Source organism: Flavobacterium sp. I-STPP5a (assembly GCF_009764685.1).
Lineage (GTDB): Bacteria > Bacteroidota > Bacteroidia > Flavobacteriales > Flavobacteriaceae > Flavobacterium.
This window is the reverse complement of sequence record NZ_VHLM01000041.1, coordinates 22,149-38,546: the sequence shown is the minus strand read 5'-3', so window position 1 is coordinate 38,546 and position 16,398 is coordinate 22,149. Positions and strand designations below refer to the sequence as shown.

General features: G+C 32.5%; 11 protein-coding genes. 1 reads left to right on the top strand and 10 read right to left on the bottom strand.

What is annotated here, in order from left to right; translation table 11 throughout:
- The 10 genes from FJV36_RS07990 to corA all read right to left on the bottom strand — a co-directional run.
- Nucleotides 1-584: DDE-type integrase/transposase/recombinase (locus FJV36_RS07990; protein ID WP_233264940.1), on the bottom strand; the 584-nt coding region annotated here is incomplete at its 3' end.
- 59 nt (nt 585-643) lie between these two features.
- Complete coding sequence (locus FJV36_RS07985; protein ID WP_158727651.1) at nt 644-955, bottom strand: transposase; 312 nt, start codon at nt 953-955, stop codon at nt 644-646.
- Nucleotides 956-1,350: 395 nt separating this feature from the next.
- Nucleotides 1,351-2,730, bottom strand: coding sequence for a M28 family peptidase (locus FJV36_RS07980; RefSeq protein ID WP_158728566.1), 1,380 nt, complete (start codon nt 2,728-2,730; stop codon nt 1,351-1,353).
- Nucleotides 2,731-2,981: 251 nt separating this feature from the next.
- Nucleotides 2,982-3,662: an ATP-binding cassette domain-containing protein gene (locus FJV36_RS07975; protein ID WP_158728565.1), complete on the bottom strand. Its 681-nt coding sequence runs from the start codon at nt 3,660-3,662 to the stop codon at nt 2,982-2,984.
- Complete coding sequence (locus FJV36_RS07970) at nt 3,662-4,576, bottom strand: ABC transporter permease (protein WP_158980986.1); 915 nt, start codon at nt 4,574-4,576, stop codon at nt 3,662-3,664. Before FJV36_RS07970 ends, FJV36_RS07975 begins: the two co-directional genes overlap by 1 nt.
- A 66-nt stretch (nt 4,577-4,642) precedes the next feature.
- Nucleotides 4,643-6,742, bottom strand: a complete 2,100-nt coding sequence (locus FJV36_RS07965; RefSeq protein WP_158728563.1) for a glycoside hydrolase family 97 protein — start codon at nt 6,740-6,742, stop codon at nt 4,643-4,645.
- Between the two features lie 163 nt (nt 6,743-6,905).
- Nucleotides 6,906-8,417 (bottom strand): S41 family peptidase, encoded by a 1,512-nt coding sequence (locus FJV36_RS07960; protein WP_158728562.1) that lies wholly within the window; start codon nt 8,415-8,417, stop codon nt 6,906-6,908.
- Between the two features lie 61 nt (nt 8,418-8,478).
- On the bottom strand, nt 8,479-9,678 hold the full coding sequence (locus FJV36_RS07955) for an acetate/propionate family kinase (protein ID WP_158728561.1): 1,200 nt from the start codon (nt 9,676-9,678) through the stop codon (nt 8,479-8,481).
- Between the two features lie 84 nt (nt 9,679-9,762).
- Nucleotides 9,763-11,856, bottom strand: a complete 2,094-nt coding sequence (gene pta, locus FJV36_RS07950) for a phosphate acetyltransferase (RefSeq protein ID WP_158728560.1) — start codon at nt 11,854-11,856, stop codon at nt 9,763-9,765.
- A 50-nt stretch (nt 11,857-11,906) separates the two neighbouring features.
- Entirely contained in the window at nt 11,907-12,977 is a 1,071-nt protein-coding gene (gene corA, locus FJV36_RS07945; protein ID WP_158728559.1) for a magnesium/cobalt transporter CorA, read from the bottom strand.
- A gap of 297 nt (nt 12,978-13,274) precedes the next feature.
- On the opposite strand from corA, the gene FJV36_RS07940 reads away from it, so the two are divergent.
- Nucleotides 13,275-15,839 (top strand): zinc-dependent metalloprotease, encoded by a 2,565-nt coding sequence (locus FJV36_RS07940; RefSeq protein WP_158728558.1) that lies wholly within the window; start codon nt 13,275-13,277, stop codon nt 15,837-15,839.
- Nucleotides 15,840-16,398 lie beyond the last annotated feature (559 nt).

The following is a 16,398-nucleotide window of genomic DNA, read 5'->3' as shown; positions in this document are numbered from 1 at the left end:
CCTATGAGTCCAAGGTATTCTCGAACACTTTTGGCAATAAACTGACTTCCATTATCACTTCTTATCACAACACTTTCAGGGTATTGGTATTCCAAAAATAAATCTGAAAGAAAAGCGATTACTTTGTCTTGTTTTATAGAAAAAGAGAAAAAATCTTTTAATATTCTGCGAGTATGAACGTCTATTATGGATAGTAAATAAGCATTTTTACCTACGTTTGGGATCCAAACCATCTTAATATCCATTTCTAAACATTCAAAAGGTTTAGTGGTGTTTACTTTTCTATACTTTACAAATTTACGACCAGAACCACTCCTTTTTATTCTGTTTTCTAGTTTCAACAAACCCTCTTCTCTCATAATTCGGTACAACTTTTTATGATTAATTAAATAACCCTCTCGTTGTAAATACGAAGTCATTAAACGGTAACCGCAGTCAATAAACTCATTACTTAAAATGCCTTTAATCGATTTAATAACCGCGTCTTGACTTACATATCCTTTAGATTTATTAAAAGTAAATTCACTAGGTTTAATACCTTTTTTATTTGAGCTTGGTCTTCGGTAATAACTACTTTGAACCATTCCTACTATAGTAATAATTTTGGTTTTACTAATCTTATGTTTACTATAAATACTATCTACTAAATCTTTCTTGGATCGGATGTCCCAAACTTTTTTTTTAAAAGTTCACGCCCAATTTCTAATTCGATTTCCTTGTTAGCTAATAATTTGCGTAGAATTCTGTTTTCTTCCTCAGCTTGCTTTAGCTCTTTACTACTAGTGTCATAAGTTACTTTTAAACCAGCTTCTCCCTGCTTCTCGTGTTTCTTCTTCCAGCTATACAAAGTGCCAGTGCTAACGCTGTATTTACGGCACGTTTCAACAACTCCTAATTCTTCTGAAAAGGATAGGATTTCTAGCTTTTCTTCTAAACTCCATTTCTTGTATTTCATATATCAAATGTACTATTTGAAATTTAAAATATCACTCCGAACTATTAAGGGGCTAAAATATAAATGAAGTCTCTACAAGCAGCAACTATCATTGTGATGTCTCAGCTGATCTCATAGGTATGACTGGTTTTGATGTCTATTTCAAAAGAATAAATCATGCAGTTTTCAAAATGATTAGGTGCTCAAGAAGAGAAAATATATTCAAGACCAATTGGTAGTTTTACAAAACAGCAGATCTTCAAGATGGTAATAAAACAGGATTTTCTCTAGTTTACAATTCAATAACTTATTTAGAGGAAAGAATTGCAGCAGAAAGTAAAATTAATGAAGGCGCCACATTTATAATTTCATTCAAATATTGAAAAAATAAATGGGCGCCTTCACAAAGATTGTATTTATTTAGCTATTCCGTTTTGATCCATCAAATATACCAGTGAAGCCATAGCGGCAGCTCCTAGTTCTAATTCTCTTTTATGAACTGCATCAAAAGTATCATTCGACGCATGATGATGGTCAAAATAACGTTGTGAATCTGGCTGTAACCCTACTTTTACAATGTGTTTTGATTGCAATGGACCTATGTCAACACCAGAATGACCTTTGACGAACTTATGTATTAAAAAAGGTTCAAATAAAGATCCCCAACTTTTTATCTGATTAAAGTTAACCTCATCGGCATCAATTGAGAAACCTCTTGGAGAAAATCCACCCGAATCACTTTCTAAAGCAAAAATATGATTTTCCTTGTTTTTACTAGATTGAATTTCATATTCCTTACCGCCTTTAACACCGTTTTCTTCGTTCATAAATAAAACTACTCGCAAGGTATGTTTTGGTTTATATCCAATATTTTTGAAGATATTCAATACTTCCATACTTTGCACACAACCTGCACCATCGTCATGAGAACCGTCTCCAAGATCCCAAGAATCAAGATGCCCACCTACAACCATAATTTGCTCTGGATGTTCTGTACCTGTCATCTCGCCTACCACATTATAGGACAGCACATCATCAAAAGTTTCACAGGATTGTTTCAAATAAAAACTAGCATTCGGATTGGTTTTTAAACTTTTACTTAAAAGTTCGGCTCCGTTTGTACTTATTGCAGCAGCAGGGATTCGTTGTTCCTTGGCAATATCTCCGTAATTAGTAGCGCCGGTATGCGGTAAATCGTCTAAACGTAAGTTCATAGATCTCACAATTACTGCCAAAGCACCCAGCTTTCCAGCCTCTCTAGCACCAGATGATCTTTGGTCTACACAACCACTGTATGCTTTAAAAGTCTCTACAAACTCAGGATTCATGGGTCTATTAAAAAAAATAATTTTTCCTTTTACTTTCGCTTCGCCAAGTGTTGCAAGCTCTTCTAAGCTTTTCACCTCAATAACGGTGGCTTGCAGTCCTTTTTTTGGAGTTGCTAATGAACCTCCCAAGGCACAAATTGGAAAACTTATTTTTTGTTTCCCAAGTTGTAAATAGCCTATTTCTTTTTCACCTCTTACCCATTTTGGCACCATTACTTCTTGAAGGTACACTTTATCTAATCCTAATGTTTCTAATTGCGCTTTAGTATATAAAACTGCTTTCTCAGCTCCTGCTGAACCTGATAATCGGGATCCAATAGCATTTGACAAGTGATCCAACCAAGGGTAACATTTGGCATTAGTTAGGGATGATTTGTATATGTCTTTTAAGGTTTGTTCTTCTTTTGATTGTGCAAAGAGGCTACACGTAGCCATAAAAAGTGACGCAACAACAATTGATTTTTTCATAGTGAATTTAGACTTTCTAAGAATTCTTATTTATAATTTAGGTTTTGGTTTTTGTTGCAATTTCGTAATTCCAAACGAATAATATAAGAGTAATTTAAAATTAAATTTTAAGTTGTTTTACAATTATTTGTTTAGTAATTATTCATGTATTTTTTTTAATAATTTTCATTGGAACAGTGGGATATCGAATTCATAGATATTTCTCATGCATCAATTTTATAATTCGCATTTAACAAAACCTCAGAAGATGATTATTTTAAATTCAATCGCTCCATTTTATTACCAATTGTAAATACTTTCATCTCATTTTCTAAAATGCTAAATTCTTCTTTCAAAACGCTTTTACTAATACTTCCATTTTTTAAAAGCATTATTTCATCGCAAGTATCACTTAAAGTCGAGAAAATATGAGACGATATAATAATTGATTTCCCCATTTCTTTGAGTTTTTGAATTATTTCGATTATGATTATATTACTTTGAATATCAACCCCGTTAAAGGGTTCGTCTAAAATAATTACTTTGTTTTCTTGCAATAATAAAGCAGTTAACGCCAGTTTTTTTTTCATTCCTGTTGAATATTTAACAGCATATTCATGTAGTGGTAATTCAAAAATATTTCTTTCACCCAAATCAGTAATCGAAATATTTCTAGCATTGCATAATAACTTAATGTACTCATTTCCGGTTATTTTTGGAAAAAAGTACGGTTCTGTTTGTAAATATCCTAAGTAATTTTTTAGCACTCCAAATTCATATTTCACTATTCCTTCATGCTTTTCTAATCCAGCAATACAGTTAAATAAGGTTGTTTTTCCTGCCCCATTTTCTCCGACTATTCCATACACTTTGCCTTTCAAAAAATTTAAATTAATGTTTTCTAAAACTATTTTAGATCCGTATGATTTTGACAAATTTTCAATACTAATCATTATAATATCTCTTTTAATTTTTTAAGTGACTGCATGTATAAATAGGGAATAATAAACAATAACAATGGTGGAAGCCATAAAGTTAGTCCAAATACAATTCCATATCTGATATTTAATTTATCTGGGAAAATGGAGTACTTTGCTAACATAGCTGTTAAGATAAACAGGTATCCTAAAAATTGAAAAACTAAAATTATTTCAATATCAGAATAGAAGAACACTGATAAACCTATAATTATTGGCAAACATAAAATTGTTGCATAAAGTAAAATGATCTTGAACTTGTATCTGATAAAATCTTTTGGAGACTTAGAAAAAATCCAAACATAAAATTTATCTTCAGTAGTTGTGTAATAGTTTAAACAGGATAACATAACCACAATGAGTGAAAAAATTCCTAAATTAAAATTATGCACACTAATAGCCATAAATGTCAAAAAATATGCGAATATGAAGATGTAATAATTTGTTCTAAAACCAACAGCAAACTCAAATGGATATTTGTAAAAAGGAGTTGGAAACGCAAAATTAGCTTTGGTTTTAAAACTCATTAGCGAAAAAAAACAAACTGTAATAAGAAGAATAACAGCGTTAAAATATTTTTCTTGATAACATAAAAAAATTATGAATGCACTAGAAATAATTAAGTTTTCGAGGATTCTTATTTTGAAATATTCAACTCTTGAGAAATGAAGCTTTAAAAATTCATCTTTACGTATTTCATATAAACTTACTATCACACCTAAAGAAATTACCATAAAGATATAGTCAGCATATTGCGTTTTTTCAAATAATTTATTTGATGAAAATACAAATACACAAAAACCTACCAGATAACCTATTATTGGTTCTATTCCCCACTCGGTTAACTGTCTGTTAAACATTCTAAAACGTAAAATAAAGTAGTCTTTCATTATAATACATGGCATGATTGCAATTAACTAGTAACTAATTCCATTATTTGATCGCATCTATTGCAACTATTTTTCTAATGGCTCAAAACTAACAGCTGTACCTCCGCCCGCTGCCAAGATTAATTTTAGTTTTGATTTACTAGTGACCGTCATTGTTTTTACTTGATAGGCAATTGGATTGTTTTTCCAGTCTGCATTCGCTGCATCGGCATATACAGTTGCTTTGTACTTTTTACTTGGAGTAAGAAAATCCAATTTCACTTCTGAAGTTCTTGCATTTTCATCCGTGATGGCTCCTAAAAACCACGTTTCCTTTCCTTTGGTTTTTCTAGCTACCGTTACGTAATCTCCAGGTTCCGCCTCTAAATAAATACTATTATCCCAATCTGTTTCAACATCTTTGATAAACTGAAAAGCATCCGGATATTTTTCGTAATTTTCTAATAAATCAGCAGCCATTTGTAACGGAGAATACATGGTTACGTACAAAGCAAGTTGTTTGGCTAAAGTGGTGTGAACCTGCTCCGTTTTATTTTTATCGTAATAACTCATCTTGATTTCGAATATTCCTGGCGTATAATCCATAGGTCCTCCTAATAGTCTGGTAAATGGCAAAATAGTTTCGTGTGCAGGTGGGTTTCCTGCGCTCCAAGCATTGAATTCATTTCCACGAGCCGCTTCGGCAGCGATATAGTTCGGATACGTTCTTCCAAAACCAGTTGGTCTTGACGATTCATGAGAGTTTACCATAATCTTGTTATCGGCAGCGCGCTTTGCAACGAAATTAAAATGGTTTACCATGGATTGCCCGTCATGAAATTCACCACGCGGAATAATTTTACCTACATAACCCGATTTTACTACTGGATAATCGTATTTTTTCATCAAATCAAAAGCGCGATCCAAGTGTCTTTCATAATTACTGACAGAACCCGATGTTTCATGATGCATGATCATTTTGACATTTTTTTCTTTTGCGTAAGCCGAAAGTGCTGCGATATCAAAATCTGGATATGGCGTTGTAAAGTCAAAAACTTCCTCTTTCCAGTTGCCATTCCAATCTTCCCAACCTACATTCCAACCCTCAACAAGAACGCCATCAAAACCATTTTTAGCAGCAAAATCAATGTAACGTTTCGTATTTTCGGTAGTGGCTCCGTGTTTCCCTGAGGCTTTTGGCGCATCCGCAAAATTAGTGGCATTTTGAGAACCTGCATAATCCCAAGTAGATTTCCCTACGTGCATTTCCCACCAAATTCCAACATATTTCATGGGTTTTATCCAAGAAGTGTCCTCAATTTTTGAAGGTTCATTCAGGTTTAAAATCATTTTGGAAGCCACAATATCTCTGGCATCATCACTAATCATGATGGTTCTCCAAGGCGAAACACAAGGCGTTTGCAAGTAGGCTTTGTCACCAATGGCATTTGGAACTAATTCGGCTTTTAATTTATAATTGGTCACATCAGCATTCAAGTGCATTACTGGATAATTGACCACAGCCGCTTCAAAAATGTTGAGATAAAAACCTGATGGTGCTTTCATCATCAAAGGTGTTTGAACCATATATTTCCCTGGAATGGATTTTACTCCAATACCGTTGTTCAAATTGATTTTGGAATTATCAATTTCAGAAAATTTCGTTTCGTTGTATTCGTATTCATTGCTGTCAAAATCACCTGGAATCCAAAAAACTTTATTGTTTTCGGTAAGATTAAATTGGGTAACCTCATCAGAAATGATGAAATAATTCAGCGCCGCTTGTTTTGGGAAATCATATCTAAAAGCGACACCTTCATCAAAAACTCTAAAAATGATATTCATTTTTACCTTCGTTTCCTTATTAAGGAGCGAAAGAGTAAGTTCATTATATTGATTTTTAATACTCGACTGCTCTCCTAAAACCGTTTTCCAAGATTCATTAAAGCTGGAAGTTTTTGAATCCAGAATATCAAAATTAGCATCTAAAGCTGGTTTCTCTTTTAATTTGATACCTAAAGCACTTTCTAAAATCGCCAGCTTATTTTTGTAATTTACAGAATAGCTGGGTTGACCATTAGGAGCTAGCTTAAAATTTACGGCTATTTCTCCCGATGGGGATTGAATACTTTGAGCATAGCCAAACTCAAGTACCAATAGTGTAAAAAAGAATATGATTTTTTTCATTGAAATAACGGATTAATTGGTTGCTCTACTGTTTATTGTTGGTCTTAAAACATATGTATTTTAGTGATAAATATTTGGAAAAAAAATTAAAGTATTTTAAATCATTGGAGATTTTGATATCACCTCATTAAAAAAGGTATCTTTTTAAATCATCTTGTCAAATTTACTTGTTTTCCGCATTAATCAATTTTAACAAAAATTCCATTTGAGTATCTGTATTGTTTAAAAAATCAACATACGTTTGCTCGATATTATAATCAGGAATTACACCTCTGCCAAAAGGTTGCTTTTCTTTCACTTGAACGTCTTGGGTTAAATTAACAATTGAAAACCCATATTTAATTTTACTATTTGGTAAAATATATGTGATCGGCGTGTGTCCATTGTGTCCGTAATAACCACCACTTGTTTCTTGTCCGATAACAATCGCATTGGTATTTCCTGCAACTAAAGAGGCAAATAAACTCGCTGCAGATGCTACTTTTGGATTGACCAATAAATATATCTGACCATTAAAAGCGTTTTTGTTCGGATCTCTAAAAGTATTATCATTACTATTTCCTTGATAAAAAACATTATCTTTTGCTACAGAAAATTCTTCTCTTAATTCTTTTTGATAAATCCATTTTGCAATAATTCGTTTCAAGAAGAACGCTTGATAGTCAACATTTTTCCAACTTGGAATTCTTACGAAATTAGAAAATGCCTTTGTGTTTTCTTTAAAAGGATTTTTGGCTAAATAAGAAAATGCAACTACATCGTTAGGATCACTTCCACCTCCATTATTTCTCACATCAACAATTAAATTTTTGATATTTACATTACTCTTCATAGTATTAAAGCAACTATCTAAAAATTTTACAAATTGCAAATGTTTAAGATCTTTTGAGTTATCCCCTATTGCAAATGAGCGTATATTCAGTTTGACAGTGTTTTGATTTATGATTTCAAAACTGTATGGAAGTTGCGTTTTACTAGTATAAATACTATCTAAAATTATGGAATGTCTCTTTTTATAATGCTCTGAAAATACTTTACGGGTTACTGGTTTAATTACACCTTCTTTAATTCCAGCAATAGAATTCATCTGGTAAAACACTTTATATTCTGACTTTTTACCTAACGAAAAAAATAAATAAGCTGAAAAACCACCATCTTGAGCAAATGTTTTAGCTACATTACTGTAACCATCTGTTGTATAATAAATAGAATTCAATTTCAATATTTCTAGAGCATTTATTCCGTTTACAGAAACTATTTCCGCTCCTAGTGGTATACTACTTTCTGTACTATTTACAACTATTTTCCCGTTTAATACTTTTATAGGAACTGGAAAATATACAGAGTCTGCTACTATCTGTTTTACGATTTTTTCTGAAAACGAAACATCATTATGGACGCTCCCTTCATAATCTGCTAAATCACTTATAATATTAAAAAACTCTCTTAAGGTGGTTTGATCAGAAAGCTTTGAGTAAGCTTTTTTTTCTATACTATCAATTTGCTTTACTGTTCTGTATTTGTATAAACCCGAATTTGCTTTCTTACGTATGTTACAAAAAAAATCTAAATCTGATTTCAATTTCGAATAGCCTATTTTATCTTCGTAAGATTTTTGGGCAAACACGCAACTATTTATTAGAAAAAAAGCTGCAATAACTATTAAATATTTCATCAATTATTTTGAGTCATTAATTTGTATACTGTTTAGGATTGGTAACTTAAAAACTCAATATCTAACTAGTCAGCAATTCAAATACTTGTTTGGCAATTTCTACTTCTTCATTTGTAGGAACCACTAAAATTTTTGTTGGTGAATCAGCGGTATTAATTTCTCGAATTTCTTTGGATCGAATTTCATTTTTGGATGCATCCAAAGCGATACCGAAATACTCCATATCGGTGCACACTAACTTGCGGATGTATGATGAATTTTCACCTATTCCAGCGGTAAACACAATAGCATCTAATCCGTTTAAAACCGCTGCATAAGAACCTATGTATTTCTTGATACGGTAGGCATTCATGGCCAAAGCCAATTGGCAATCAACATTTCCGTTTTCAGCATTGGCTTCAATATCCCTTAAATCACTGTAACCCGTAAGACCTAACATACCACTTTGTTTTTGTAGCATGGTATTTACAGCATCTAGTGAATAGCCTAAAGTATTCACCAAATAAAAAATCACGGATTGATCCACATCTCCACTTCGTGTACCCATAATCAATCCGTTCATGGGACCAAAACCCAGCGTGTGATCCATACTTTTTCCGTCTTTAATAGCGGTCATGCTGCAACCATTACCTAAATGAATGGTTATAATTTTAGAACTAGAGGTAACCGAATTTTGTTTTAAATATTGAATGGCGTTCTCTGAAACATATTTGTGACTCGTGCCGTGAAAACCGTATACCCTAATTTTATTCTCGGTTAAAAGATACTTTGGTATTGCATATTGATGCGCCACAACGGGAATACTTTGATGAAAAGCAGTGTCAAAAACAGCTACTTGTTGTGCTGCTGTAAAAATTTCTTCGGCAACAATTATTCCTTCAAGATTAGCAGGATTATGCAAGGGAGCCAACTCAAATAATTGTCTTATTTTATCTTTGACAGCATCATTAATAAGTACCGTATTCGAAAAATCATTCCCACCATGCACCACCCGATGGCCTACCGCTTTAACCTCATCAGTACTTTGAATAACACCAATAGTAGGATTCATTAAAAGCTGAGCAATTTTCTCTAAGCCGATTTTATGATTGGGAATTGAGAGTGTTTCTTCTAATTTAGTAGTATTCGTTACGTATGATAAATTGGAAGTTTCTAAGCCTATTCTATCAATCATCCCTGAGCAAATAACCTCGTTTGCTGGCATGTTAATCATTTGGTATTTTATAGAAGAACTTCCTGAGTTTATAATAAGTGTTTTCATTTAAATTTTATTAAAAGATTAAAAAATTGAAATATTATCTGATTAATTTTTTAATCTTTTAATACTTCAATCTTTAAATTAAAACTACAATCCTTGTGCTTGAATTGCTGTAATTACAACTGTATTTATGATATCATCAATGGTACAACCCCTACTTAAATCATTTACCGGTTTATTCAATCCTTGTAACATCGGACCAATGGCTAGCGCACCTGTTTCTCTTTGAACTGCTTTATACGTGTTATTTCCTGTATTTAAATCTGGAAAAATAAGCACACTGGCTTGACCTGCCACTTCAGAATTAGGCAATTTGCTTTTCCCAACGGTCATATCCACAGCGGCATCATATTGAATGGGACCTTCAATTTTTAAATCAGGACGTTTTTGGCGAACAATTTCGGTAGCGGCTCGAACCTTATCTACTTCATCCCCTTTACCTGAAGATCCAGAAGAATAAGAAAGCATGGCAATTTTGGGATCAATTCCAAAAGCCAAACTCGAATCAGCAGATGAAATGGCTATTTCAGCGAGTTGTTCTGCAGTAGGATTAGGATTAATGGCACAATCCCCAAAAACCGAAACACGGTCCTCTAAACACATAAAAAATATAGATGAAACAACAGAAGAATTGGGTTTTGTTTTAATAAACTGTAAGGCCGGCAAAATGGTATGCTGTGTAGTATGTGCAGCTCCAGAAACCATTCCGTCAGCGTGACCTTTGTAGACCATCATGGTACCAAAATACGAAACATCTTCCATCAAATCTTTAGCCATACCAAGTGTTACATTTTTGGCTTTTCGCAACTCAAAATAAGTATTTACATAATCCTCATAATGTTCTGATTCAATGGGATTAATTATTTTAATTTTCGAAAAATCAAAATTTAGACCCAACTCAATAATTTTATTTTCTATTTGTTTTTTGTTTCCAATGATAGAAATATCAACTACATCCATTTCTAGTAAGCGGGACGCTGCAGCCAAGATTCGATCATCATTTCCCTCTGGCAATACAATATGTTTGCGATGTTGTCTGGCTCTTTTTACCAAGTTATACTGAAACATTTTAGGAGTCATTCCGTCGGCTTCAAACGTTATTAGTTTCTCGGATAACGTATCAACATCCATATACTTCTCAAAAGTAGCGATCGAAATTTCAATTTTTTGCTTGTTGTTGGCGTAAATTTTAGATTTAATTCCGCCTATTTTATTCGTAATATAATACGTTCCTTCTTCTACGGCAATGATCGGCACTACGGTTGAGAGTCCTTCAATTAACTTTAAAATACTTATTTCTGGCAGAATGTTTCCAGTTAATACAATACCAGAGATGGTAGGATAGTTGACCGATTCATTGGCTTGTAAAGCCCCTAGGATTATATCAGCTCTGTCTCCTGGAGTAATAACAAGACTGTTTTCTTTGAGATGTAATAAATAATTCCTCAATTGCATAGCTCCTACACTAAAGTTTCCTGTTTGATTGTTCAAGTGAGCCTCTCCAAAAAGTACTTTTGCACCCAGCTCTTTGACAATTTCTTGCACCGTAGGATTATTTAAATGATGAATCATAGGAATACTACTCACCATCACAGTATTAGGCAAGGTTTTTAATAATCCATTCGTAACTAATGTTATATTTTCAGGTTGTACTTTATTGGCAATTACGGCAAGAACTTCTACGTCTTTCACCTTGAAAGAATCATAGGCTAGGTACAAACTGTCTAATAATTCTTCCAGAGTTTTCCCTACTCCAGATCCTACAATGATGGTAGGAATTCCAAGATTTTTAGCAATCAGCACATTCATATCGAGCTCAATAACGGTTCCTTCACCACTAAAACCCGTTCCTTCTACTAAAATAAAATCAAAACGTTCTTCTAGTTTTTTATATTTTTCGATAATTAAATCGAGGACCTCCCCTATTTTTCCTTTATTTTTTTTCTTGATTAATTTACTTTTAGTAATAGCAAAGGCATCTTCAAAAGCGATATCAAGACCAAAATGACCTAAAACAGTTTCAATATGATTGTCAAAACCTCCTTCCTCGATATCCTCAATGATGGGCCTAAAATAACCTACTTTGGCTGTTTTACCTATAAGCATGCTCATAAGTCCAAGGGTAACAATCGATTTTCCGCTATTTTGTTCGCTGGTTGCGATGTATATGGCTTTGTTCATTTTTATTTTTTTTTAATTATCAAAAGGAAAACTAAAGTTATTAAACAGTATTAAAACCAACGTCTTTTTTTAAAATAAATAATCATTCCAATTACTATTAAAAACATGAAACCCATTACGGTTTGATAGCCGTATTTAAATTTCAATTCTGGCAGGTTTTCAAAATTCATTCCATATACACCTACAATAAATGTAAGCGGAATGAATATAGCAGACACGATTGTAAGTGTTTTCATGATTTCGTTCATCTTATGCGTTTGAGCCGAAAAAAAGAAATTAGAAGCACTCTCCAAGGAGTCCATATCCGAATCAATTTGCTCTAAAAGTTCTAAGCACTTTTGATGCAATCGAGCAAAAAAACTAAAAGTATCTGTCTCAACTACATTAAAAATAGAATCATCTTTTATGCTTTTAATATCGTACAAGGAATCTCGAAGCGGAATAATAGCGCGTTTCAATACATTCAAATTGTCACGATGTTTCTCTATTCGCTCTAAAATTATTGGATCGGGATTTTCTTTAGTTAGATTTATAAGCTCTTCTACTTTATCCTCCTCGCTTTCTAGCGTAATGTAAAAATTTTCAATTATGGCGTCTAGTAATATATACAATAAGTAATCAGGGCCTTTTACCCGTACAAGACCTGAATGGGTTCTAATTCTTTCTCTAATATGTGAAAAAAAATCACTTCGTTTTTCCTGAAACGAAATTAGAATTCCATCTTTTAACAAAAAACTAATTTGTTCAATACTAATGTTCTCTGAATTCTCAAGAGGTAAAAGCGATTTAATATTGAAAAATAAAAAATCATGTGATTCTTCAAATTTTGTTCTTCGTACCGTGTTTAAAACATCGGCTAAAATAAAATTATCAATACTAAAATGTTTCCCTATGGCTTGCAACCAATCTACATTATTAAGTCCGTGAATGTTGAGCCAGTTTGTTTTAGAAAAATCAACTAACTGATCTAATTGGTCTACTTTAAAATCAATATATTCAATAAAATCAATATCATTATAAACAAACAATTGCATTTCTGACTGCATGTCCTTGTGAATACCAGTATATTCAAGATTATAAGGCAATAATTTCCTGCCTTTTTTATATTTTATTTTCCTCATTGTATCTGTGTAAAAGTCTTCTATAACACTACCGATCGTCAAGTAGTTGTAACGCTAAAATTCCTACTGGTCGAACTTAAAACAAAAGTAGTGAGAATTAAAAAAAACTAGCATGAAAAAGTTCAAAAGAGAAAAATAAAACGAGTGTTAATTTATGTTAATTATTAAAATTTGAAATTTTAAAAAAGTAAATTCTTCAAAATATATCAATAGATTTGGTAATTAAAGATAAATAAATGTGAATGCGCTCTATTTATTTACATAAAACTAATTTTTAACCATAATATGTAGAATTACATGCTCAAAAAAAAACTAACCCTAATTATTGCGTGTGTCGCACTTTTTGCCGCTCCTGAGTCATTTGCTCAAAGCAAGAAAAAGAAAAAAGATGACAAGACAGCAGTTGCTCAACCAGTAGCTAAACCAGCAGAGGCTAAAAAAGAACCTAAACCTTATAAAAAAGTTATAGACTCCACTGCTGTAACCCAAAAAGGATTAATTGATGTTCATAAAACAGATAATAAGTACTTATTCGAAATTCCGGATAGCTTACTTGGTAGCGAAATTATGACCATCACAAGATATTCTAAAACACCTGCTGGTGGAGGAATTTTTGGTGGTGAAGAAATTAACAGACAAGTAGTACGTTTTGAAAAAGGAATGAACAACAACATTCTTTTACGATCAATTACCTACGTAATTATGTCACCAGATGAGGATAAACCAATGGCACAAGCCGTAAAAAATTCAACATCTGATCCTATAATTGGGAACTTTGACATCCTGGCCTACAAAAAGGATGAAGCTGGAAAAATTACAGGATATGTTCTTGATTTGACTACTACTTTTGATGCTGATGTACAAACTTTTTCACTTGATCCTATCAAAAAACAGTTGTTAAACATTCAAGCTTTTCAAAAAGACAGATCTTATATTTCTAAAATAAGTAGTTTCCCAATTAATACTGAAATTAGAACTGTAAAAACATTTACAACAGTACCACCTAGAATTAATCTTACTCCTACTCCACAAATTGGTGTGAACCTTCCATCAGCACTAGATGCAGGTGTAGTTACCGTAGAGATGAATACTTCTATGATTTTGTTACCAAAAAAACCTATGCGTAAAAGAGTTTTTGATGCTCGTGTAGGTTATTTTGCAAATGAATACAGTGTTTTTGAAGAAGAATCACAAAAAGCAGAGAATAAAGTATTTGCAGTAAGATGGCGTTTAGAGCCAAAATCTTCCGAAGATGCTCAAAAACAAAAAAATGGTGAATTAATTGAGCCATTAAAACCTATAGTATACTACATTGATCCTGCAACTCCTGAAAAATGGAAAAAATTTATCAAACAAGGTATTGATGACTGGCAAGTAGCTTTTGAAGCTGCTGGATGGAAAAATGCAATTCGTGGAGAATATTGGCCAGAAAACGATCCTACTATGAGTTTAGAGGACGCTCGTTTTTCGGTACTTCGCTATTTTGCTGCCGACATTCAAAATGCTTATGGACCAAATGTACACGATCCTAGAAGTGGAGAAATTCTAGAAAGCCACATAGGCTGGTACCATAATATCATGAGTTTATTGCGTAACTGGTATTTAATTCAAACTGCTGCTGTTGATCCAGCTGCTAGAGCTAAAAAATTTGATGATAAATTAATGGGAGAATTAATCCGATTTGTTTCATCACATGAAGTAGGTCATACTTTAGGATTGCGTCATAATATGGGAGCTAGCTCAGCAACTCCTGTAGAAAAATTGAGAGATGCAGCATACCAAGAAAAAAATGGACATACATCATCAATCATGGATTATGCTCGTTTTAATTATGTTGCTCAACCAGAAGATGGTGTAAAACATTTGTTCCCAAGAATTGGTGATTATGATAAATGGGCAATAAAATGGGGTTATTCTTATTTTGAAGACAGCAAAACTGAAGCACAAGAAAAAACAGTTTTGAACGATATGACTAAAGAAGCCTACAAAAACAATCGTTTATGGTTTGGAACTGAATCAAGTCCTTATGACCCAAGATATCAAACAGAAGATATTGGAGATAATGCCATGAGAGCGTCAGAATATGGTATTAAAAACTTAAAAAGAATTTTACCAAATTTAATAGAATGGTCTAAAGAAGATGGTGAAAGCTACGCTGAATTAGATGAACTTTACGGAGCTCTTACTGGACAGTTTAGAAGATACATGGGACACGTTACTAAAAACGTGGGTGGTATTTATGACAACCCTAAAACGTATGACATGTCAGGAAATCAATTTCAAGTAGTTCCTAAAAGCATTCAAAAAGATGCTGTTTTATTCCTTAATACCCAGTTATTCAATACTCCAAAATGGCTATTAGATCAAAACGTTCTTTCTAAAATAAATCCTGATAGTGGCGTTGAAGCTGTTAAATCTATGCAAGATGCTACCTTATCTAGTTTAATGACTGGTGATCGCATGGTACGACTTATGGAAAGCGCTACAGCAAGTAAAGACAACTATAGTGTAGATGAATTGTTAACTGACTTAAACAAGGGCATTTTCTCTGAATTAAAAACAAGTAGCTCAATAGATATTTTTAGAAGAAATATTCAAAAAATATATGTTGACAAAATGATTGAATTGTTAAAACCAGGGACAACAACCGTAAGATCTGTACCTGTGGGAGTTACTTATGGATTTAATTCAAGAAGAGTAAACCTTGCACAAACAGATTTACCATCTATTGCAAGAGGACAATTAAATGCTCTTAAAAACGAATTAAAAATGTCATCTTTAAAAATGACTGACAAAATAAGTAAATACCATGTTCAAGATTTAATTGCTCGTATTAGCGATGCTTTAAATCCAAAACAATAAATATCAAAGGGAAACTATTACAAATATTGTTTCCCTTTTCAGATTTAATATGACATAAACATGCTCACAAAGCATCAATTTAACTCATAAATAAAATAAGCCCAATTGTATCTCTAAAATACTTTTGGGCTTTTTTTTGGGCTTTACAGCATCCTTAATTAAAACTATTGAGAGAACTTAAATTAACCCAAAAAAAAATCCGTCATCAAGATATCAAAATATGATTTTAGTTTTCTTAAACAGACAAAATTACCATCGATAGGATATTCTTATCTATAGGATATCACATTCAGAACCCAATTACAATTGAAAATTTTCTTTAAAAATGATTTCAATATGATATGTATTGAAAAGTGAAATACAAACTAAAAAATGAATTATTAAAACCACAATTGTATAAAAGAGCTCTTTTTGTTAAAACAGCATAAATGAAAGCATCACGCGAAAATATAATTTGTTTAATAATTTTACCTAATAAATTAAACAATTAAAACTTTTAAACACAAAAAACCGAGCTATTTCTAGCTCGGTTTACTACAATTAAATATAAAAAAATGGA